Annotated in this window: 18 protein-coding genes and 1 other RNA gene; 10 read left to right on the top strand and 9 right to left on the bottom strand. The window is 70.3% G+C overall.

The features are described 5' to 3' along the window. The first annotated feature begins 10 nt into the window (after window positions 1-10). Both JOE46_RS07320 and JOE46_RS07315 read left to right on the top strand, forming a co-directional pair. Window positions 11-1,114 (top strand): bifunctional RNase H/acid phosphatase, encoded by a 1,104-nt coding sequence (locus JOE46_RS07320; protein ID WP_209928989.1) that lies wholly within the window; start codon window positions 11-13, stop codon window positions 1,112-1,114. Window positions 1,115-1,406: 292 nt separating this feature from the next. Then, on the top strand, window positions 1,407-2,801 hold the full coding sequence (locus JOE46_RS07315; RefSeq protein ID WP_209926671.1) for a dicarboxylate/amino acid:cation symporter: 1,395 nt from the start codon (window positions 1,407-1,409) through the stop codon (window positions 2,799-2,801). 85 nt (window positions 2,802-2,886) lie between these two features. On the opposite strand, the gene JOE46_RS07310 is transcribed toward JOE46_RS07315, so the two are convergent. Further along, window positions 2,887-3,357: a MarR family winged helix-turn-helix transcriptional regulator gene (locus tag JOE46_RS07310; protein WP_209926669.1), complete on the bottom strand. Its 471-nt coding sequence runs from the start codon at window positions 3,355-3,357 to the stop codon at window positions 2,887-2,889. Window positions 3,358-3,454: 97 nt separating this feature from the next. Here JOE46_RS07310 and JOE46_RS07305 point away from each other — a divergent pair, with 97 nt between their 5' ends. Continuing rightward, on the top strand, window positions 3,455-4,279 hold the full coding sequence (locus JOE46_RS07305) for an SDR family oxidoreductase (RefSeq protein ID WP_209926667.1): 825 nt from the start codon (window positions 3,455-3,457) through the stop codon (window positions 4,277-4,279). A gap of 19 nt (window positions 4,280-4,298) precedes the next feature. On the opposite strand, the gene JOE46_RS07300 is transcribed toward JOE46_RS07305, so the two are convergent. Together JOE46_RS07300 and JOE46_RS07295 are read right to left on the bottom strand one after the other, a co-directional pair. Further along, the gene (locus JOE46_RS07300; protein WP_209926664.1) at window positions 4,299-5,531 is read right to left on the bottom strand and encodes an SLC13 family permease; all 1,233 of its coding nucleotides are present in this window, start codon (window positions 5,529-5,531) and stop codon (window positions 4,299-4,301) included. Window positions 5,532-5,554: 23 nt separating this feature from the next. Then, entirely contained in the window at window positions 5,555-6,079 is a 525-nt protein-coding gene (locus JOE46_RS07295; protein ID WP_097212103.1) for a DUF1697 domain-containing protein, read from the bottom strand. A gap of 86 nt (window positions 6,080-6,165) precedes the next feature. Here JOE46_RS07295 and rnpB point away from each other — a divergent pair. The 4 genes from rnpB (at window position 6,166) to JOE46_RS07275 (ending at window position 9,346) form a co-directional block, all read left to right on the top strand. Beyond that, window positions 6,166-6,581, top strand: an RNA gene (rnpB, locus tag JOE46_RS07290) — RNase P RNA component class A. 46 nt (window positions 6,582-6,627) lie between these two features. Continuing rightward, entirely contained in the window at window positions 6,628-7,401 is a 774-nt protein-coding gene (locus JOE46_RS07285; protein ID WP_097212104.1) for a potassium channel family protein, read from the top strand. 297 nt (window positions 7,402-7,698) lie between these two features. Continuing rightward, the gene (locus tag JOE46_RS07280) at window positions 7,699-7,887 is read left to right on the top strand and encodes a hypothetical protein (RefSeq protein ID WP_077041980.1); all 189 of its coding nucleotides are present in this window, start codon (window positions 7,699-7,701) and stop codon (window positions 7,885-7,887) included. A gap of 46 nt (window positions 7,888-7,933) precedes the next feature. Next, window positions 7,934-9,346, top strand: a complete 1,413-nt coding sequence (locus JOE46_RS07275; protein WP_097212105.1) for an RNB domain-containing ribonuclease — start codon at window positions 7,934-7,936, stop codon at window positions 9,344-9,346. On the opposite strand, the gene JOE46_RS07270 is transcribed toward JOE46_RS07275, so the two are convergent. The 6 genes from JOE46_RS07270 to JOE46_RS26915 all read right to left on the bottom strand — a co-directional run bounded on the left by JOE46_RS07270 (window position 9,330) and on the right by JOE46_RS26915 (window position 13,681). Then, window positions 9,330-10,202 carry a CHAD domain-containing protein gene (locus JOE46_RS07270; protein ID WP_209926662.1) on the bottom strand — a complete coding sequence of 291 codons (873 nt, stop codon included), beginning with the start codon at window positions 10,200-10,202 and terminating at the stop codon, window positions 9,330-9,332. The two genes, JOE46_RS07275 and JOE46_RS07270, sit on opposite strands and share 17 nt — an antisense overlap. A 48-nt stretch (window positions 10,203-10,250) precedes the next feature. Further along, window positions 10,251-11,216, bottom strand: a complete 966-nt coding sequence (pip, locus tag JOE46_RS07265) for a prolyl aminopeptidase (protein ID WP_373560257.1) — start codon at window positions 11,214-11,216, stop codon at window positions 10,251-10,253. Beyond that, complete coding sequence (locus JOE46_RS07260) at window positions 11,213-11,653, bottom strand: hypothetical protein (protein ID WP_097212108.1); 441 nt, start codon at window positions 11,651-11,653, stop codon at window positions 11,213-11,215. The genes pip and JOE46_RS07260 overlap by 4 nt, the downstream gene beginning before the upstream one ends. A 134-nt stretch (window positions 11,654-11,787) precedes the next feature. Next, window positions 11,788-12,636 carry a 3-methyl-2-oxobutanoate hydroxymethyltransferase gene (gene panB, locus JOE46_RS07255; RefSeq protein ID WP_097212109.1) on the bottom strand — a complete coding sequence of 283 codons (849 nt, stop codon included), beginning with the start codon at window positions 12,634-12,636 and terminating at the stop codon, window positions 11,788-11,790. Window positions 12,637-12,808: 172 nt separating this feature from the next. Continuing rightward, window positions 12,809-13,183 (bottom strand): DUF559 domain-containing protein, encoded by a 375-nt coding sequence (locus JOE46_RS26920; protein ID WP_307861259.1) that lies wholly within the window; start codon window positions 13,181-13,183, stop codon window positions 12,809-12,811. Between the two features lie 249 nt (window positions 13,184-13,432). Continuing rightward, on the bottom strand, window positions 13,433-13,681 hold the full coding sequence (locus tag JOE46_RS26915) for a type IV toxin-antitoxin system AbiEi family antitoxin domain-containing protein (RefSeq protein ID WP_307861258.1): 249 nt from the start codon (window positions 13,679-13,681) through the stop codon (window positions 13,433-13,435). A gap of 136 nt (window positions 13,682-13,817) precedes the next feature. On the opposite strand from JOE46_RS26915, the gene JOE46_RS07245 reads away from it, so the two are divergent. Genes JOE46_RS07245 through JOE46_RS07235 form a run of 3 tightly spaced genes read left to right on the top strand, consistent with a single transcriptional unit; the run spans window position 13,818 to window position 19,809 of the window. Next, window positions 13,818-15,392 carry an alpha/beta hydrolase gene (locus tag JOE46_RS07245; RefSeq protein WP_097212111.1) on the top strand — a complete coding sequence of 525 codons (1,575 nt, stop codon included), beginning with the start codon at window positions 13,818-13,820 and terminating at the stop codon, window positions 15,390-15,392. 55 nt (window positions 15,393-15,447) lie between these two features. After that, window positions 15,448-16,788 (top strand): type I glutamate--ammonia ligase, encoded by a 1,341-nt coding sequence (glnA, locus tag JOE46_RS07240; RefSeq protein ID WP_097212112.1) that lies wholly within the window; start codon window positions 15,448-15,450, stop codon window positions 16,786-16,788. A gap of 6 nt (window positions 16,789-16,794) precedes the next feature. After that, window positions 16,795-19,809, top strand: coding sequence for a bifunctional [glutamine synthetase] adenylyltransferase/[glutamine synthetase]-adenylyl-L-tyrosine phosphorylase (locus tag JOE46_RS07235; protein WP_097212113.1), 3,015 nt, complete (start codon window positions 16,795-16,797; stop codon window positions 19,807-19,809).

Genomic DNA, 19,809 nt, shown 5'->3' with positions numbered 1-19,809 from the left:
GGGTCGCTCCGTGGGTCACGTCTTCGTCGAGGCCGACGGCGGCTCACGCGGGAACCCGGGACCGGCCGGCTACGGCGCGGTCGTCTTCGACTCGGATCACGACCGGGTGCTGGCCGAGCGCGGCGAGTCCATCGGCATCGCGACCAACAACGTCGCCGAGTACCGCGGGCTGATCGCCGGGCTGACCGCCGCGGCGGAGCTCGGCGCCCGGTCGGTGTCGGTGCGGATGGACTCGAAGCTGGTCGTCGAGCAGATGTCCGGGCGCTGGCAGGTCAAGCACCCGGACATGAAGCCGCTCGCCCGGCAGGCGGGCGAGCTGGCCGCCGGTTTCGACCGGGTCGACTACACGTGGATCCCGCGGGCCGAGAACTCGCACGCCGACAAGCTCGCGAACGAGGCCATGGACGGGCAGCCGACGAACCTGACGGCCCCGGCGACGGTCGCTGCGAAAACCGAGAAGCCGGAGTCTGCCCCGGTGTCACCGGGGTGGACCGGTGCGCTCGGGAAGCCGACCAGGATGCTGCTGCTGCGGCACGGGCAGACCGCGCTGTCGGTCGAGCGCCGTTACTCGGGCCGTGGCAACCCGGAGCTGACCGACCTCGGCCTGTCGCAGGCCCGCGCGGCCGCGAAGCGGATCGGCGAACGCGGCGGCATCACCGCCGTCCTGTCGTCGCCGCTGGGTCGGGCGCGGCAGACGGCCGAGGCGGTGGCCGCCGAGCTGTCGCTGCCGGTCCGGGTCCACGAGGGTCTGATCGAGACGGATTTCGGTGACTGGGAGGGGCTGACCTTCGGGGAGGCGTCCGCGCGTGACCCCGAGCTGCACCGCCGGTGGATCTCCGACACCTCCGTTCGGCCGCCCGGCGGCGAGAGTTTCGACGAGGTGCGAGCGCGCATCGAGCGGGCGCGCGACGACCTCGTGGCCGAGTTCCCCGGCGCGAACCTGCTGCTCGTCTCGCACGTCACGCCCATCAAGACCCTGCTGCAGATGGCGCTCGATGTCGGGCCGTCGCTGCTCTACCGGCTGCACCTGGACCTGGCATCGCTGTCCATCGCCGAGTTCTACCCCGACGGCGGCGCCTCGGTGCGCCTCGTCAACGACACCTCGCACCTCTAGTGCGGCCGCGCCGCCCGTGAGTGATCTGTGCCCCGACCGGGGTGCAAATCACTCACCGGCGCGAAGCGCGTTTCTTAGCGGGAGTAACATGCTCCGGGTGAACTCGCTGCTGACCAGTCGACGGTATGTCGACAACTGTCTGCAGGCGAGCGCTGTCTGTATGCGCTGACCCATTCATTCCCGCCACCCGGTCGACCTCTGTCCCGGGCCCGGCGTCTGTCAGCACTCCCCGCGCACCCACGCTCGCACGAGCGTGCCTGCTGCTGCGCACCCATCACGAAAGGTCCGTCACATGTCGGCCCCCACCCTCGCCCGCACCAGGCGCCTGCCCGGCTGGGCAACCTCCTTCGGTCCCCAGATCGTCGTCGGCCTGATCGCGGGCGTCCTCATCGGTCTGCTGGCCCGCTCGATGCCCCTCGCCGACGACGGCAGTCCCAACTGGCTGACCAGCACCGTCACGACCATCGGTTCGAGCTACGTCGCGCTGCTGACCGTCGCGGTGATTCCGCTGGTCTTCACGGCGATCGTCAGCTCCATCGCCAATCTCCGCCAGGTGGCCAATGCCGCCCGCCTCGCCGTCCAGACGCTGCTGTGGTTCGCGATCACCGCGTTCATCGCGGTGCTGATCGGCATCGCGGTCGGGCTGATCACCCAGCCCGGCGCGAACACGTCCGTCAATCCCGACGACGCAGGGGTCCCGAAGGGGTCCGGCTCCTGGTGGGCGTTCCTGACCGGCCTGGTGCCGCAGAACTTCCTCGCCCTCGGCGCGAAGACGACGGTCACGGACGCCGGTGTCGCGACCACGTCCCTGAGCTTCAACGTCCTGCAGCTGCTGGTCATCGCGATCGCGGTCGGGATCGCGGCGCTCAAGGTGGGCAAGAAGGCCGAGCCGTTCCTGGAACTGAACGCCTCGCTGCTCGCGATCGTGCAGAAGGTGCTCTGGTGGATCATCCGCCTCGCCCCGATCGGCACCGCCGCGCTGATCGCGAAGGCCGTGGCCACCTACGGGTGGGACGCGATCGGTCAGCTGGGCGTGTTCACGTTGGCCGTCTACATCGGCCTGGCGATCGTGTTCTTCGTCGTGTACCCGATTATCGTTCGCGCGCACGGGCTCTCGGTCAAGCAGTTCTTCTCCGGGGTGTGGCCGGCCACTCAGCTCGGCTTCGTGTCGCGCTCCTCGATCGGGACCCTGCCGCTGACCGAGCGGGTCACCGAGCGCAACCTGGGCGTGCCGCGTGAGTACGCGTCGTTCGCGGTGCCGCTCGGCGCGACCACCAAGATGGACGGCTGCGCCGCGATCTACCCGGCCATCGCCGCGATCTTCGTGGCCCAGTTCTACGGCATCGACCTGAGCCTGACGGACTACCTGCTGATCGTCGTGGTCTCGGTGATCGGTTCGGCCGCCACCGCGGGCACCACCGGCGCCACCGTGATGCTCACGCTGACCCTGTCCACCCTGGGGCTCCCGCTCGCGGGTGTCGGGCTGTTGCTGGCCGTCGAGCCGATCGTCGACATGGGTCGGACCGCGCTCAACGTCACCGGGCAGGCGCTGGTTCCGACCATCGTCGCCAAGCGGGAGGGGATCCTCGACGAGGAGCTCTACAACGCGCCCCGCAACGGCGACCCGTTCGCCGACGAGGACCCCGAGCTGCCGCCTGTCGTGGAAAAGGCAAGCGTGACCGTCTGACCGGACCCCGGGAGCTGTCCCCGATCCGAAGCGCCCCGTCTCCCTTGTGTGGAGGCGGGGCGCTTCGTGTTCTCGGGGGACCGCGTCAGGACGCGTCCTGCCCGGTGAGGCGTTCCGCCTGTGCCCGCCCGACGGCCCCAGCGCGGTTCAGGTAGTCGGCGATGACCGCCAGCTCGTCGTCGCGGTAGGTCTCCAGGACTGCGCCGAAGGCCTTCCCCGGCACGTCCCACGCCGCGCCGATCCGCGCCCTGGCCTCGGGGGCAAGCGTGACCAGGGACTTGCGGCGGTCCTGCGGGTCGGCGTGACGTTCCACGAGTCCGGCCTTGGCCATGCGGTCGACCAGGCGGGTCGCCGATCCCGAGGTCAGCCCGGTCAGCCTGGCGATCTCGCCGGTGCTCACCGGTCCCGGCTCGACGTCGAGCAGTGCGACGCACTGCAGGTCGGTGGGATGCAGGCCGAGATGATCCGCCATCGCCTGGTTGAACCGCATGTAGTCGGCGTAGTGCCGCTGGCTGTCGACGGCGATCTTTTCCAACAATTCCGTACGGGTTGACACCGGGGACCTCCCTGCCTAAATTTATCTGCGTGGCGCAGAGAATGCGTCACGCAGAATCTGTGTAATGCACACAGAATACTCCAGTGAAGGGAACCTCATGACGATCCTCGTCACCGGCAGCCGAGGCGCCGTCGCCCAGCGCCTCATCGCCCTCCTCGACGCCAGGGGGCTGCCGTATCGCGCGGCCTCCAGCAACCCGCAGGACCCGTCCACGATCCGCTGCGACCTGACCGATCCGGCCGACTTCGCCGCCGCGCTGGACGGGGTGACCTCGGTCTTCCTCTACGCCGCGGCCGCGCAGATCGAGGCCTTCATCGCCGCGGCGACGGCGGCGGGCGTCGAGCACATCGTGCTGCTGTCCTCGTCGTCCGTTCTCGCGCCGGACGCCGCCACCGACATCATGGCCAGGTCCCACCTCGACGTGGAGACCGCCCTGCTGGCGTCGCCGATCCGCACGACGCTGCTCCGGCCCGGCGCCTTCGCGGGTAACGCGCAGGCCTGGGCGTGGCCCATCAGGTCCGGCAGTCCGGTGAGCCTGCCGTATCCCGGCGCCCACAACGACCCGATCCACGAGGAGGACGTCGCCGAAGCCGCGCTGGCGGTGCTCACCGATCCCGGCCTCGCGGGTCGCGCGTACACCCTCTCCGGTGCCGAGTCCGTCACCTTCGCCGACCAGATCGAGGTCCTCGCCCGTGTCATCGGCACACCCATCGCTGTCGAGCACGTCACCGGTGACGCCTGGAAGGCCGAGATGGCCGACCATGTCCCCGCGGACTACGCCGATGCGCTCCTGAAGTGGTGGCGGTCCAACGACGGCACGCCCGTCGAGCTCACGGACCACGTCCGGGTCCTCACCGGCCACGGACCTCGCAGCTTCACGACGTGGGCGCAGGACCACGCCGCCGAGTTCGCCGCAGGCTGATCCGGCCGGACCTGCCCTGTCAGAGCGCCAGCCAGAGCGCGGCGACGGCGCCGACAATGGTCAGGGGTGTGCTGATCACGCCGAGTGCGGTGTAGGTGCCCAGCGTCGGCGGCTGCCCACAGTGGGTCGCGACCCGGCGCCACAGCAGCGTTGCCAGGGAACCGGTGTAGGTCAGGTTCGGCCCGAGGTTCACCCCGATCAGCATCGCCAAGAGCAGCCCGGTCGGTGCGCCGGGCCCGAGGGCGCCGATCATCAGGAGGGTGGCCGGCAGGTTGTTGACCAGGTTGGCGGCGAGCGCGGCCACCGACGCCGTCAGGAGCAGGGCGGTGAACGACTCCGAATGCGGCAGTAGGTCTCCGACCCGGTCGCCGACCGCCCCGTCGGTCAGGGGGGCGACGAGGATCCCCAGCGCGAGGACGAAAACCGCAAAGTAGGGATCGGCCGCGGCGAGCATCGACCGCGGCCTGGTGCGCCCCTCCTTCAGTGCGGGCACGCCGAGCAGGACAGCCCCGGCGACCGCGATCCACGCCGGGGCCACCCCGACGAGGCCGGACAGCGCGAAGCCCAAGAGGGTAAGACCAAGGACCGTCAAGGCCCAGCGCGGCGGCGGCACGATCCGCGCCGGCGTCGGGGCCGGTTCTGGCGGCGCGGCGAGGTCGCGCGCGAAGAAGAGCCGGAACACGGCGAGCTCCACCGCGATCGCGACGACCCACGGCAGTGCCATCAGGGAGGCGAAGTGGAGGAACCCGAGGCCGGTCGCCGAGAAGGCCAGCAGGTTCGTCAGGTTCGAGACCGGCAACAACGTCGATGCCGAGTTGGCCAGGTGCGCCGCGGCATAGTTCACCGGGCGCGCCGAGATGCCCATCCTCGTCGCGGTCGCCAGGATCGCGGGCGTCAGCAGCACCACCGTGGCGTCCAGGCTCAACACAGCGGTGGTGATCGCGCAGGCGGCGAATGCCAGCCCCAGCAGCCGCTTCGGGCGACCCCGGGAACCTCGCCGCAGGACCGACGCGGTCCAGGTGAACACGCCGCTCGCGTCCGCGAGGTGGGCGAGCACGAGGATCGCGGCGAGGAACGCCACGGTCGGACCGAGCGTGCGCACCTCCGCCAGCGCCTGTGCCGGGGTGACCGCCCCGACGGCCACCACGATCACGGCGGCGGGCGCGGCGACGGCCACCTCGGGCAGTCCGTGCGGACGGAGGATCGCGGCGGCCAGCACCAGGGCGACGAGGGCGCCGACAAGCCAGACCATTCGGCGGGTGCCTCAGCCGACCGTCACAACAGCTTGCGCAGCGTGCGCAGGTTCCGGTTGGTGGTCGTCGACTTGTACTTGGCCTTGGCGCTGAGCTTTCCGAACGGGCTCTGCAGCGTCTCGCCTCGTTCGACGTGCCAGTACAGAACGCCGTCGCCGAGCGCGACCGCCTCGTCGCCGAGCGCGAGAGACTGTGCGGCGGCGAACATGTCGTCCAGCGACGCCGGGTCCGAGGACAGCAGCACGTACGGGTGCCACCCGTCCCGGTCGGCCTCGAACGGGAAGCCCTCGACGATCGCGGCCAGGCTCTGGTGGTCCACCAGGACGATCCAGGCGTCGTAGCCGAACCTCTCCCGCAGGCAGGCCTCGATATCGGACTTGATCGCCCCGCGGTCCGCGCGGTCGGAGTCGAAAAGCACATTGCCCGAGGCCAATACGGTCTTGACGTTGTCGAAACCGAGGCTCGAGATCGCGTCCTTGAGGTCCGCCATCTTGATGTTGATCCCGCCGACATTGATGCCCCGCAGCAACGCGATGTATCTGGCCATGGCTAGACCGTAGACAGTCGACGCCGGTCAAACAAGCGTTCGAGTGTCGGAGGTGTGCGCGGCAGGCAGTAGTCTGTAGCGGCGGACGAGTTGGTCGGGCGACCGCGGCTCGGGGAACCGTGCGCTCGCGCGCGCAGGCCCAGAGCCGAGGAAAGTCCGGACTCCACAGAGCAGGGCGGTTGCTAACGGCAACCCGGGGTGACCCGCGGGACAGTGCCACAGAAAACAGACCGCCGGCGCGTGAGCGTCGGTGAGGGTGAAACGGTGCGGTAAGAGCGCACCAGCACCCCAGGTGACTGGGGTGGCTAGGTAAACCCCGCCCGGAGCAAGGTCGAAGGCCGCACCTTCTCGAAGGTGCGGCTGCGCAGGTGTTCGAGGGCTGCTCGCCCGAGCCTGCGGGTGGACCGCTCGAGGTACCCGGCAACGGTGTGCCCAGATGGATGGTCGCCACCCGGCGCCTCGGCGCCGGGGACAGGATCCGGCTTACAGACCAACTCGTCCGCCCGCTTATCGAGAATGTGTAAGCCGGCAGTCGCTACTCTCTGCCGATGACATTGCTCAAGTCATCCAGGGACACCCTTCTCACGGTCGCATCGCTCGCCTTCCTGGCGGCCTATGCCCTCCCGATCCTGGTGGTGGACCTGGCGCCGGGAATCCGGCTCCTCTGCGACGTCGCGATGATCGTCACCTGGGCGGCCTTCGCGCTCGACTACGGGGACCGACTCGTGCGGGCTCGCGAGAAGTGGCCCTTCGTCCGGGCCAACCTCTTCGAACTGGTGGCGCTGCTGCTCCCGCTGTTGCGTCCGCTTCGGCTGGTGGTGGTGCTCGCAGCGCTCAGCCGCAGCATGGCCGGATCGTTCCGGGGCAGGGTCGGGGCGTACGTGGTTGGCGGCACCGCGCTGTTGGTGTTCTGCGCCGCCCTCGCGGTCCTCGACGCCGAACGAGCCAATCCCGACGCGAACATCACCGGGTTCGGGGACGCGCTCTGGTGGGGGGTGACAACGGTGACCACCGTCGGCTACGGAGACCGGTACCCGACGACGGCGGAGGGCCGACTGATCGCGTTCGGGCTGATGCTCGGCGGCGTCGCGCTGCTCGGTGTCGTCACCGCGTCGCTGGCCTCGTGGTTCGTCGAACGGGTCGCCGCGGCCCAGGAGGACGGGGCGAAGCACACCAGCGACGAGATCCACCGGCTCACCGCGCAAATCGCGGACCTCAATCGGAGGCTGGCGGAGCAGGCCGGGGCGGCGAGCGCACAAAAAGATGCCCCCGCCGAATCGGCGAGGGCATCTTTGTCGACGTCCGACCTTAGATCGGGTTGACGACCAGGGTCGTCGCCCAGTGCTCGGCGGCGTCGGCTCCGAGATGCGGGAGGAGGGCATCGTAGAGCAGGTAAGACATGGGGGCCATGCGGGTGATTCTCCATTTCATACGGGTTGAGGCGGTGCAGCGCGGAAACTCTCGAATCCTGGGATACGGGTGCGGTGGATGTGACACGCCGTACCCTGCCGCGCGTAAGAGTCTCATGCTTGCGTGCAGTCCTCAAGCGAACGGGCCGAAAAGATTTCGAGGCGGCGGTTCGGATGGTGAGGGTGCCGGGAACCGGGCACACTGAAGACATGAGCGAGGACGAAGAGCACCTCTGGTACTACTGCGTGTCGGACGGTTCGGTGCGTCAGGGCAAGGACGCCCGCGGGCTCGACCGGATGGGTCCCTATCCCGATCGCGAGACCGCCGCGCGGGCGTTGGAGATCGCCGCGGAGCGCAACAAGGCCGCCGACAAGGCCGAGGACGACTGGAACAACTGACGGTCGGCTGCGCGGACGAGCCGAGCCACTACGCTCGGCAATTGTGATGACGCGTATCTCTGCCCGCGGGATCGACTTCGGTGCCATCCGGACCGACTTCTCGCTGACCGCCGACTTCCCCCCGAGGGCCATCGCCGAGGCGGAGTCCGCGGTCGACCGATACGCGGCCGAGCGCGCGGACCGCACCGACCTGGCGCTGGTCACCATCGACCCGCCGACGTCCATGGATCTCGACCAGGCCGTGCACCTCGAGCGCACGCCCACCGGGTTCGTCCTGCACTACGCGATAGCCGACGTCGCGGCCGTCGTGGTCCCCGGCGGCGACCTGGACGCGGAGGTCCGGCGGCGCGGCCAGACCTTCTATCTGCCGGACGGGTCGTTGCCGCTGCACCCGCGGGTGATGTCCGAGGGCGCGGCCAGCCTGCTGCCCGATCTGGTGCGGCCTGCCGCGCTGTGGCGGATCGAGCTCGACGAGCGGGCGGAGCCGGTCTCGGTAGCGGTCTCCCGTGCCCTGGTGCGTTCGGTCGCGCGGTTCGACTACGCAGGGGTGCAGTCGGATTCGGAGTCCGGCTCGTTGCATCCCTCGATCGCGGCGCTGCCCGAGTTCGGCAAGCTGCGGCTCGCCTCCGCGATCGACCGCGGCGCGATCGAGCTCAAGCTGCCCGAGCAGGAGGTGGTCGGCGACGGCGACGGCTGGCGGCTCGAGCTGCAGCCGCGCACCGAGGCCGACGACTGGAACGCGGAGGTGTCGCTGCTGACCGGGATGTGTGCGGCGAAGCTGATGATCGACGCAGGCATCGGACTGCTGCGCACCCTGCCCGCCCCGGCGCCCGGCGCGGTCGCGGCACTGCGCAGGGCCGCGACCGCCCTCGGCATGGACTGGCCGTCGCAGGTCCCGGTCGGTGAGTTCCTCGCGGGCCTGGAAGCGAACACGCCGGCGACGCTGGTGATGATGACCGAGGCGACCTCGCTGCTGCGCGGAGCGGGCTACGCCGCGTTCGACGGCGAGGTCCCGGAGCTGGTCACGCATTCCGGGATCGGCGCCCCGTACGCGCACGTGACGGCGCCGCTGCGGCGCCTCTCGGACCGGTTCAGCACCGAGGTGTGCCTGGCGATCTGCGCGGGAACGCCGGTGCCGCAATGGGTTCGCGACGCCCTACCCTCCCTGTCGGATCTGATGCGGGGATCGGACACGTTGGCCAACAAGGTCGATCGGGCCTGCGTGGACCTCACGGAGGCCACCCTGCTCGCCGGCCGCGAGGGCGAGGTGTTCGACGCGGTGGTGCTGCGCGGGGTGGACGGCAAGCGGGAGGCCGAGGTATTCGCGCCGCAGGCGACGGTGATCGGCAAGTGCCTCGGCGATCCGCCGGAGGGCGAGGCGGTGTCCGTGCGGCTGGTTCAGGCCGACGTCACCGCGCGGACGGTGAAGTTCGGCTACCCGGCTACAGCTTCCGGCTAGCAGACCTGATCTTGCGCACCAGCTTTCGCGACCGCGGCACGGCGCGTCGGACCTGGTCGGCCTCGATGGCGGTCAGCACGCCGTAGGTGAAGGTGTCCTCGCCCGCGCCGCGGGCCAGGTCGGCCGCGGCCAGGAGCCGGGCCCGCGCGACCACGGAGTCGTGGTAGTCGCCGAGCACGGTCTGCAGCTTCTTGGCCGCCTTACCCGCCCGCACGGGCGAGGGACGGGTGGATGCGGCCGCCTCGGCCGCGTACCGGAGCGCCTTGGCGCGCTTGCGGACCGTGTGCAGGCGCTCCGGTGTCGGTTCGCCGGTGTCCCGTGCGGTGAGTCCCGCCTTCCGCGCGGCCTTGCGTAACTTGCGACGGGCGCGGTGTAGCCCGAATCGGACCGCGTCGGTTCGGTACGGGGGCGCCGCGAGCAGGGCGTCCAGCGAGGCCAGCAGCGCCTCGTAGCGAGTGCCGTCGAGCGCGGCAACCGCCTCGATGTGCGCGTCGCGGTAGGCGAGCTCGTTCGTCGCCACCAGGCGATGGCGGACCGGCCCGCGCACCAGTTCGGGCGGCTGCGAGTCGAGGAGGTCGCGAAACTGCTCGGCCATCACCTCGGCGTCCCTGGCATTGCCGAGAACCGTACCCAGCCATCGGAGTTCGGCCCGCACGCCGTCGGTGGCGCCGTCCGGGAACAGCGACTGGTAGCTGCCGAGCACGCTCCGAAGGCGCCGCGTCGACACCCGCATCTGGTGCACCGAGTCGAATTCGTCGCGGTGCACCTCGTCGGCGCGAGAGTCCAGTTCGTCGGCGTGATCGCGTAACGCCGCCAGCACGGCAGCGGTCCCGTCCGGTGTGCGCCCCTTGCCCATACCTCAGGTTTACCCGCCCTCGTCCGTCGCTGTCGAGAGATTCGGGCGTCAGCCGCGAAAGGCGTCGGTCGCCTCGACCAGGTGGTGGGCGATCCCCGGCTCGTTCGCGGCGTGCCCTGCGTCGTCGACGATCACCAGCCGGGCCGACGGCCAGGCCCGGTGCAGGGCCCACGCGCTGGTCGCCGGGCAGACCACGTCGTACCGGCCCTGCACGATCACCGCCGGGATGGTCTCGATCGCGGCGATGTCGCGGAGCAGCTGGCCCTCCGCGAGGAATCCGTGGTTGCGGAAGTAGTGGTTCTCGATCCGCGCGAACGCCAGCGCGAAGCGCGGCTCCGCGCTCTCCTCGACCCGTGCGGGCCGGGGCAGCAGCGAACTGGTGGCACCCTCCCAGGTGGACCAGGCGACGGCGGCCGCCAGCGCGACGTCGTCGTCGGGGGAGTGCAGCAGGCGGTGGTAGGCCTCGACGAGGTCGCCGCCCCGCTCGGCCTCGGGCACCGGAGCGAGGAAGCCTTCCCACAGGTCCGGGTAGATCGCGCTCGCGCCGCCGTTGTAGTACCAGTCGATCTCGCTGCGGCGCAGCAGGAACACCCCGCGCAGCACCAGCTCGGTGACCCGATCCGGTTTGGCCTGCGCGTAGGCCAACGCCAGCGTCGAACCCCAGGAACCACCGAAGACCTGCCAGCGCTGCACCCCGAGATAGGTGCGCAGCGCCTCGATGTCGGCGATGAGGTGCTCCGTGGTGTTCACCGACAGGTCCGCCCCGTCGGCGACGTGTGGGGTCGAACGCCCACAGCCGCGCTGATCGAACAGCACGATCTGGTAGGCGTCGGGGTCGAAGAACCGGCGGTGGTCGGCGGTGGTGCCGCCGCCGGGCCCGCCGTGCAGGAACACGACGGGCTTGCCTGCGGGGTTGCCGCTGACCTCCCAGTAGATGCGCTGCCCGTCGCCGACGTCGAGGTGCCCGGCGCGGTGCGGCTCGATCTCGGGGTACAGGTCCCGCATCGGTGTCAGAACCCGATCAGTCCCGATGCCAGGTCCGGGATCCGCAACGATTCGATGGCGTCGGCGCGCACATCCGGGCACTGCGCCTGGGTGATCGCGTCGATCCGGGCCTTGTTGCCCATCAGCTCGATGACATTGATGCCGTTCTGGGCGGCCCAGGTGCCGACGACCGTGTTCAGCCCGCCCTTGCCGATGGTCGGGGTGTAAGTGCGCCAGCTCTGCAGCTGCGCCTGCATGTCCGAGCACAGCTGGGCGGCCTGCGCCTGGGTGACGCCGCCCGCGACCGGGCCACCGGGCGCCGGGGCGACCGAGGTGTTGGGCAGGGCGCCCGTGCCGCCGCTCGGTGCGGGGGCCGGTGCAGGGGCGTTCTCGGTGGCGCAGCCGCCCGCGAGTGCGACGACCGCGGCGGCTCCGGCGACGGCGGCCGCGAAACGACGATGGAACATGTAGGCACCCTGTCTTTCGGTGAAGTGTGTGACGGCGCACGGGATACCCGCGCGCCGTTGTCATCGAGTGTGCCATCGCGCGACGACAACCCGCCCCGCGAGAGGGCGGATTGTCGTCGCGCGTGAAACCGGCGTCAGAAGCTGTGTTCCTCGGCGGGGAAGGTGCCGGACCGGACCTCGGCGGCGTAGGCGGCCGCCGCGCCGCGCAGATCGTCGCCGACGGCGGCGAACTTCTTGACGAACTTGGCGGTCTTGCCGCTGGTGTACCCGGCCATGTCCTGCCAGACCAGCACCTGCGCATCGCATTCGGCGCCCGCGCCGATGCCGACGGTCGGGATCGTCAGCTTCCGGGTGACCTGCCCTGCGATCTCGGCGGGCACCATCTCCATGACCACGGAGAACGCGCCTGCCTCCTGTACGGCGATGGCGTCGGCGACGAGCTGCTCGGCGCCGTCGCCGCGGCCCTGCACGCGGAAGCCGCCGAGGCTGTTCACGGACTGCGGGGTGAACCCGATGTGCGCCATCACCGGGATGCCGGCGGCGGTGATCGCGGCGATCTGCGGGGCGACGCGCTCGCCGCCCTCGAGCTTGACCGCGTGCGCCTGGCCCTCCTTCATGAACCGGGTGGCGGTGGCCAGTGCCTGCTCGGGGGAGGACTCGTAGCTGCCGAACGGCAGGTCGGCGACGACGAGGGCGTTCGGGGCGCCGCGGACCACGCCGCGAACCAGCGGGATCAGCTCGTCGATGGTGATCGGCACCGTCGTGTCGTAGCCGTAGACGACATTCGCGGCGGAGTCGCCGACCAGGAGTACCGGGATGCCGGCCTCCTCGAAGAGCCGCGCGGTCGAGTAGTCGTAGGCGGTGAGCATCGCCCAGCGCTCGCCCTCGGCCTTCATGGTCTGCAGGTGGTGGGTGCGGATCTTGGTTCGTTTGGCGGCCGGCTGAGCGGGCGCGGAACCGTAGGGCGCAGTGTTATCGGACATCAGTGTCCCTTTCGTGCCTCGAGGCCCAGTGCGGGTCCCCGGGTTGTGGGTGATGACGTAGCTCAGTCTGCCACCGGCCGACCCCCCCGAGAACAGGCGGTGACGTGCAATTGGTCACATCGGATCCGGCAGGGATTCGCCCGGATGGCGGGCGGAACTCAGCCGGATCGCGTCAGTGACGGGCGAGGGCGGTCCGGATCTCGGCCAGCACGCCCTCCTGGTCGAGGGTGAGCCGGTGCCAGGTGAAGCGCAGCACGTGCCAGCCGGCATTGACCAGGATGTTCTGGCGCTCGGCGTCTCGATTGAACCTCGCGGGATCGCGGTGCCAGGCCCACCCGTCCACCTCGATCGCGACGCGTCTGCGCACGAACGCCACGTCGATCTCGAACCCGTGGTCCCACACATGCGCGGCCCACCCGGTGAACCCCGCCGAACGGAGGAGGCGGTGCAGGATCCGCTCCGCCTCGGAGTGGCCGCCCTCCCCGGCCGACCGGAGCAGTCGGTCCGCCTCCGAGGTGCCGGCCCGACCGCGGTTTCGCTCGTGCACAGCGATCAGGATGGGCAGCGACGTGTGCCGCTGTAGGACGCGATCAAGAAGGGTTGATCCGTTCCGGAGTTCGACCGCCGCCTCCAACGCAGTCAATGGCAGCTCGGTCGCACCGAGGCCCCGAAAGGTCCCGATGTCCTCCCACCCCAGGTCGCGGCGGCGCATCCGGATGGCAGGGTCGGGCGACGCGGGGCGCCCACGCGGGACGGTCACCCAGTGCCTGGTCGGCGGTACCTCGGTGAGGCCGTGTCACCACGCGGCGCTCGGACCGTATGCGACGGCGTCGGGGCCCGACCCGTAGACCGCCGCGCGCAGCGCCGCTGCATGGGTCAACGGGTTGTCCGCGCGGAGGAACACGCCGCGACGGAGTCGACGCCACTGACCTGTCGTTACACGACGGCTCACCGCGGACTCGCTCATCCCGGTCGCACGGGCCTGGCCGAGGGTGATCACACCATCCTGGCGGGCCATGATCGCGTTCAGTCGAGTCGACGTCATGCAGTGTTCGACGCGCGCCGAGTCGATCGGTTCCGTCGAATGTCGGATCCGGCAGTGATTCGCCCGCGCAGCGGGCAAAACCCTGCCGGATCAGGGCCGGGCCGGGGGTCCGCCGGCCCGTGGCACCATCGATGGCATGCCGATATTGCGCCGAGTCCCTGTCGTACTGGCCGTGGGAGCGCTCGTCGCAGCCATGGCCGCCGGATGCGGGAGCGTGGTCGACGGGGCCGCCAAGGGCGAGGCGGCAGGCCGGACCGCGGGCGACTTCGCCCCTGGGGCGGGCGCGGTCCCGGCGGGCCTGGAGGAGTTCTACACGCAGACCCCGCAGTGGGAGTCCTGCGAGGGCTACAGCACCGACGGGATGCCGCTGGCCAGCAGCCTCGAGTGCGCCGAGATCACCGTGCCGGTGGACTACGCGGACCCGACAGGGGACACCGCGAAGATCGCGATCTCCCGGAGCCAGGCGACCGGCCCGAAGATCGGGTCCGTCCTGGTCAACCCTGGCGGGCCCGGCGCCTCCGGCCTGGCGATGGCGACCGACGGCGGGGGCACCGCGTTGGGCGACCGGTTCGACGTGATCGGGTTCGACCCGCGCGGGATCGGCGCGTCGACGCCGCAGGTCCGCTGCCTGACGCCGCCGGAGACCGACGCGCAGCGCGCGGATCCCGGCGTGGACATGAGCCCGGAGGGGATCGCCCGGACCGAGGCGAAGAACGCCGACTATGCGCGCAAGTGCGCCGAGCGGACCGGCGCCGAGTTCCTCGAGCACGTCGGCACCCGCGAGGTGGTCCGGGACATGGACGTGATCCGGTCGGTGCTCGGCGACGAGAAGCTGAGCTATCTCGGGTACTCCTACGGCACCCGGCTCGGCTCGAGCTACGCCGAGACATTCCCCGCGAACGTGCGCGCGATGGTGCTCGACGGCGCGCTTGACCCGAACCAGGACCAGGTCCAGGAGGTGGTGCTGCAGGCGGCGGGCTTCCAGAAGGCGTTCGACGCGTTCGCGGCGGACTGCGCGCAGTCGGACGACTGCCCGCTCGGCACCGACCCGGCCCGGTTCAGCGCGCGGTTCAAGGAGCTGGTCGATCCGCTGGTCGACAAGCCCGCGGACACCACAGACCCCAGGGGCCTCGGCTACCGGGACGCAATCACCGGGGTTCAGCAGGCGCTGTACTCGCAGAACCTGTGGGGGATGCTCCGCGGCGGGCTCAGCTCCCTGGCCGATGGCCACGGCGACACCCTCCTGCAGCTGGCCGACACGTACGAGGGTCGCCAGGAGGACGGCAGCTACAGCAACATCGAGGACGTGTTCAACGCGGTGCGGTGCGTCGACGACCCGCCGGTCACCGACCGGGCCGAGGCAGGCGCGGCGGACACCGAGTTCCGACGGGCAGCGCCGTTCCTCGACGACGGCCGGGGCACGGGCAATGCCCCGCTCGACACCTGCGCCTTCTGGCCGGTGCCCAGCTCCGGGAGCCCGCACACGATCGATGCCCCCGGTCTGCCGCACCTCGTCGTGATCTCGACGACCGAGGATCCCGCCACGCCGTACCAGGCGGGAGTGGAGCTGGCCAAGCAGCTCGGGGCCTCCCTGATCACGTACAGGGGGACCCAGCACACGGTCGCGATGAGTGGCGTCTCCTGCGTCGACGACCCCGTCGTCGAGTACCTCACGGAGCTGACAGAACCCCAGCCCGACCTCACGTGTTAGTAACCGATTTCACGATGTAACACAGATTTAACGGACTTTGCCTACTCTCGCGGACATGGATCGCCAAAAGGAATTCGTGCTTCGCACCCTCGAAGAGCGCGACATCCGTTTTGTCCGACTGTGGTTCACCGATGTGCTCGGCTACCTGAAGTCGGTGGCGATCGCCCCGGCCGAACTCGAGGGTGCCTTCAGCGAGGGCATCGGGTTCGACGGCTCGGCCATCGAGGGTTTCTCCCGGGTCTCGGAGGCGGACACCGTCGCCAAGCCGGACCCGTCGACCTTCCAGATCTTGCCGTGGGCGCACAAGGACGGCGCGCAGCACTCCGCGCGCATGTTCTGCGACATCGCGATGCCGGACGGGACGCCGTCCTGGGCCGACCCGCGGCACGTGCTGCGCAGGCAGCTCAGCAAGGCGAGCGACCTCGGGTTCAGCTGCTACGTGCACCCCGAGATCGAGTTCTTCCTGCTCGAGAACGGCCCCGCCGACGGCACCCCGCCGGTGCCCGCCGACAGCGGCGGCTACTTCGACCAGGCCGTGCACGACTCCGCGCCGAACTTCCGCAGGCACGCCATCGACGCGCTCGAGTCGATGGGCATCTCCGTCGAGTTCAGCCACCACGAGGCCGCGCCCGGGCAGCAGGAGATCGACCTGCGCTACGCCGACGCGCTGTCGATGGCCGACAACGTGATGACCTTCCGCTACATCGTGAAGGAGGTCGCGATCAACGAGGGTGTGCGCGCGACCTTCATGCCCAAGCCGTTCAGCGATCAGGCCGGCTCGGCCATGCACACCCACATGAGCCTGTTCGAGGGCGAGAACAACGCCTTCCACAACCCGGACGACCCGATGCAGCTCTCGGACACCGGCAAGGCGTTCATCGCGGGCATCCTCGAACACGCCAACGAGATCAGCGCGGTGACCAACCAGTGGGTGAACTCCTACAAGCGGCTGATCCACGGCGGCGAGGCCCCGACCGCCGCGTCCTGGGGTCCGTCGAACCGCTCGGCCCTTATCCGGGTGCCGATGTACACGCCGAACAAGGCGTCCTCGCGCCGCGTCGAGATCCGCAGCCCAGACTCGGCCTGCAACCCGTATCTCACCTTCGCGGTGCTGCTCGCCGCCGGACTCCGCGGCATCGAGAAGGGCTACGAGTTGCCGCCCGAGGCCGAGGACGACGTCTGGTCGCTGACCTCCGCGGAGCGCCGGGCGATGGGCTACAAGGAGCTGCCCAGCAGCCTCGACACCGCGCTGCGCGAGATGGAGCGCTCGGAGCTGGTGGCCGAGGCACTCGGCGAGCACGTGTTCGATTTCTTCCTGCGCAACAAGAGGCGTGAGTGGGAGGAATATCGCAGCCAGGTGACCCCGTTCGAGATCAAGACCTACCTGGGTCTGTAAGCACCGATGGTCAAGCCGCCTACCGCCCGTTCCACGATCCCCAGCGTCGGCCGTCTCGGCCTCGTCGAGCCGACTGCCGGGGAGGAGCTCGCCCATCTCGACTGGGCCAACCCGGAGAGCCTGGAGCTGCTCTGGGCGCTCTCGCGCGCCGCGAATGCCGACCTGGCCCTGCGCACCCTGGTTCGCGTCAAGGACGGTCTCGGGGACGGTTGGGCGGAGCTCGACGCCGAACTCCGCACCGATACGGCCCTGCGGGGCAGGCTGTTCGGACTGATCGGCGCGTCGAGCGCGTTCGGTGACCACCTCGTGGCCGACCCGTCCGGGTGGAAGCTGCTGGCGGGGGAGGCCCGGCTGCCGAGCCGGGACGAGCTCACCGACGAGCTGCTGGCCGGCGTCAAGGCCACCCCGGACGACAGCGCGTCCGAGACCAACCTGGTGTACCGGGCGGGGATCACAGGCCCGGCCGCGATCGCCGCGCTGCGCAAGACCTACCGCGACCAGCTGATGGTGCTGGCGGCCTCCGACCTGGCGGCCACCGTGGAGAACGAGCCGGTGTTGCCGTATCAGACGGTCGGGCGCCAGCTCTCCGACATGGCCGACGCCGCGCTCACCGGGGCGCTCGCGGTCGCGGTCGCCGAGATCTACCCCGACGGGCCGTGCCCGGCCCGTCTCGCCGTGATCGCGATGGGCAAATGCGGTGCGCGCGAACTGAACTACGTCAGCGACGTCGACGTGGTGTTCGTCGCGGAGCCCTCGGACGCGTCCACCAGCCGGCTCGCGGGCGAGCTGATGCGGGTGGGCTCGGCTGCCTTCTTCGAGGTGGATGCGGCGCTGCGGCCGGAGGGCAAGCGCGGCGAGCTGGTGCGCACCCTCGACTCGCACATCGCGTACTACAAGCGCTGGGCCAAGACCTGGGAGTTCCAGGCGCTGCTCAAGGCACGACCGGCGACCGGCGACCTCGAGCTGGGCGAACGCTATGTCGACGCGCTGAGCCCGATGGTGTGGATGGCCTCCGAGCGGGAGGACTTCGTCGTCGACCTGCAGGCCATGCGCCGCCGGGTCGAGGAGATGGTGCCGCCGGAGCTGCGTGAGCGGGAGATCAAGCTCGGCCGCGGCAGTCTGCGCGACGTGGAGTTCGCCGTGCAGTTGTTGCAGCTGGTGCACGGGCGTGCGGACGAGTCGCTGCACGTGAAGAGCACCGTCGACGCGCTGACCGCGCTCGCGGCCGGCGGCTACGTCGGGCGCGACGACGCCGCGAATCTCGCTGCGTCGTACGAATTCCTGCGGTTGATCGAGCACCGGCTGCAGCTGCAGAAGCTCAAGCGCACGCACACGCTGCCGCCCGCGCACGACGAGGAGGCGCTGCGCTGGCTCGCCCGCGCCGCGCACATGCGTCCGGACGGCCAGCGGGACGCGCTCGGCGTGCTCAACGCCGAGGTCAAGCGCAATGCGCATCGGATCCGTCGCCTGCACGCCAAGCTCTTCTACCGCCCGCTGCTGGAATCGGTTGCCCGGCTGGACAAGGACGCGATCCGGTTGAGTCCGGACGCGGCGACGCGTCAGCTCGCCGCCCTCGGCTACACCGCGCCCGAGAACGCCCTCGGTCACCTGAAGGCGCTGACCGGCGGCGCATCCCGGAAGGGGCGGATCCAGGCCCTGCTGCTGCCGACCTTGCTCGAATGGCTCAGCGACACACCGGATCCCGACGCCGGATTGCTCGCCTACCGCAGGCTTTCCGAGGCCATGGTCGAACAGGACTGGTTCCTGCGGGTCCTGCGCGACGAGGGCGCGGTGGCCCAGCGCCTGATGATCGTGCTCGGGTCGTCCGCGTACATCCCGGACCTGCTGATCAAGGCGCCGGACGTGCTGCGGCTGTTCGCCGACGGGCCGACCGGACCCCGACTGCTCGACATCGACCCGGACGAGGTCGCCCGCGGGATCCTGTCCTCCTCTGCGCGTTACGACGATCCCGTGCGCGCGGTCAATGCCGCCCGCTCGCTGCGCAGGCACGAGCTGGCGCGGGTGGCGTCGGCCGACGTGCTTGGAATGCTCGATGTCCCGCAGGTGTGCCGCGCCCTGTCCTCGGTGTGGGCGGCCGTGCTCGGTGCCGCGCTGGACTCGGTGATCCGGGCCAGCGAGGCCGAGCTGGGTGGGCCTGTGCCCGCGTCGTTCGCGGTGATCGGGATGGGCAGGCTCGGCGGTGGGGAGCTCGGCTACGGCTCGGATGCGGACGTGCTGTTCGTCTGCGAACCCAGGCCAGGCGAGGACGAGGTCCGGGCGGTCAAGTGGGCCAACAGCATCGCCGATCGGGTGCAGAAGCTGCTCGGCGCGCCGAGCACGGACCCGCCACTCGAGGTGGACACCGGCCTGCGCCCCGAGGGCCGCAACGGTCCGCTGGTGCGGACGTTGGCGTCGTACGAGGCATACTACCGACAGTGGGCGCAGGCCTGGGAGATCCAGGCGCTGCTGCGCGCACACACCGCCGCGGGGGACCCGGACCTGGCTGTGCGGTTCCTGCACATGATCGACGAGACCCGGTACCCGGAGGGCGGGGTCTCCGAGCAGGCGGTCCGCGAGATCCGGCGGATCAAGGCCAGGGTCGACTCCGAGCGATTGCCGCGCGGCGCCGACCCGGCCACCCACACCAAGCTCGGACGCGGCGGCCTGGCCGATGTGGAGTGGACGGTGCAGCTGATCCAGCTCCGGCACGCCCACGACGTGCCCGCCCTGCACAACACCTCGACGCTCCAGACGCTGGATGCGATCGGCGCGGCGGAACTGATGAGCGAGACGGACATCGAGCTGCTGCGCGAGGCCTGGCTCACGGCGACCAAGGCCCGCAACGCCCTGGTCCTGGTGCGCGGCAAGCCAACCGATCAGCTGCCGGGACCGGGCCGGGTGCTGTCCGCGGTCGCGCAGGTCGCCGGCTGGAACTCCGGCGACGCCGGGGAGTTCCTGGATAACTACCTGCGCGTCACGCGCCGGGCGAAGGCCGTGGTGGAGCACACCTTCGGCGCCTGA

The organism is Rhodococcus sp. PvR099 (genome assembly GCF_017833315.1).
Taxonomy (GTDB): Bacteria; Actinomycetota; Actinomycetes; order Mycobacteriales; family Mycobacteriaceae; genus Rhodococcus_G; species Rhodococcus_G oryzae.
The sequence above is the reverse complement of the archived record's forward strand: the minus strand, read 5'-3'. Positions and strand labels throughout refer to the sequence as shown.

What these genes read in the sequence shown, in the direction of transcription:
- JOE46_RS07315 (WP_209926671.1), top strand. Translation starts at nt 1,407, where the DNA reads ATGTCGGCCCCCACCCTCGCCCGCACCAGGCGCCTGCCCGGCTGGGCA.
- JOE46_RS07305 (WP_209926667.1), top strand. Translation starts at nt 3,455, where the DNA reads ATGACGATCCTCGTCACCGGCAGCCGAGGCGCCGTCGCCCAGCGCCTC.
- JOE46_RS07300 (WP_209926664.1), bottom strand. Translation starts at nt 5,531, where the DNA reads ATGGTCTGGCTTGTCGGCGCCCTCGTCGCCCTGGTGCTGGCCGCCGCG.
- JOE46_RS07295 (WP_097212103.1), bottom strand. Translation starts at nt 6,079, where the DNA reads ATGGCCAGATACATCGCGTTGCTGCGGGGCATCAATGTCGGCGGGATC.
- JOE46_RS07285 (WP_097212104.1), top strand. Translation starts at nt 6,628, where the DNA reads ATGACATTGCTCAAGTCATCCAGGGACACCCTTCTCACGGTCGCATCG.
- JOE46_RS07280 (WP_077041980.1), top strand. Translation starts at nt 7,699, where the DNA reads ATGAGCGAGGACGAAGAGCACCTCTGGTACTACTGCGTGTCGGACGGT.
- JOE46_RS07275 (WP_097212105.1), top strand. Translation starts at nt 7,934, where the DNA reads ATGACGCGTATCTCTGCCCGCGGGATCGACTTCGGTGCCATCCGGACC.
- JOE46_RS07270 (WP_209926662.1), bottom strand. Translation starts at nt 10,202, where the DNA reads ATGGGCAAGGGGCGCACACCGGACGGGACCGCTGCCGTGCTGGCGGCG.
- JOE46_RS07260 (WP_097212108.1), bottom strand. Translation starts at nt 11,653, where the DNA reads ATGTTCCATCGTCGTTTCGCGGCCGCCGTCGCCGGAGCCGCCGCGGTC.
- panB (WP_097212109.1), bottom strand. Translation starts at nt 12,636, where the DNA reads ATGTCCGATAACACTGCGCCCTACGGTTCCGCGCCCGCTCAGCCGGCC.
- JOE46_RS26915 (WP_307861258.1), bottom strand. Translation starts at nt 13,681, where the DNA reads ATGACGTCGACTCGACTGAACGCGATCATGGCCCGCCAGGATGGTGTG.
- JOE46_RS07245 (WP_097212111.1), top strand. Translation starts at nt 13,818, where the DNA reads ATGCCGATATTGCGCCGAGTCCCTGTCGTACTGGCCGTGGGAGCGCTC.
- glnA (WP_097212112.1), top strand. Translation starts at nt 15,448, where the DNA reads ATGGATCGCCAAAAGGAATTCGTGCTTCGCACCCTCGAAGAGCGCGAC.
- JOE46_RS07235 (WP_097212113.1), top strand. Translation starts at nt 16,795, where the DNA reads ATGGTCAAGCCGCCTACCGCCCGTTCCACGATCCCCAGCGTCGGCCGT.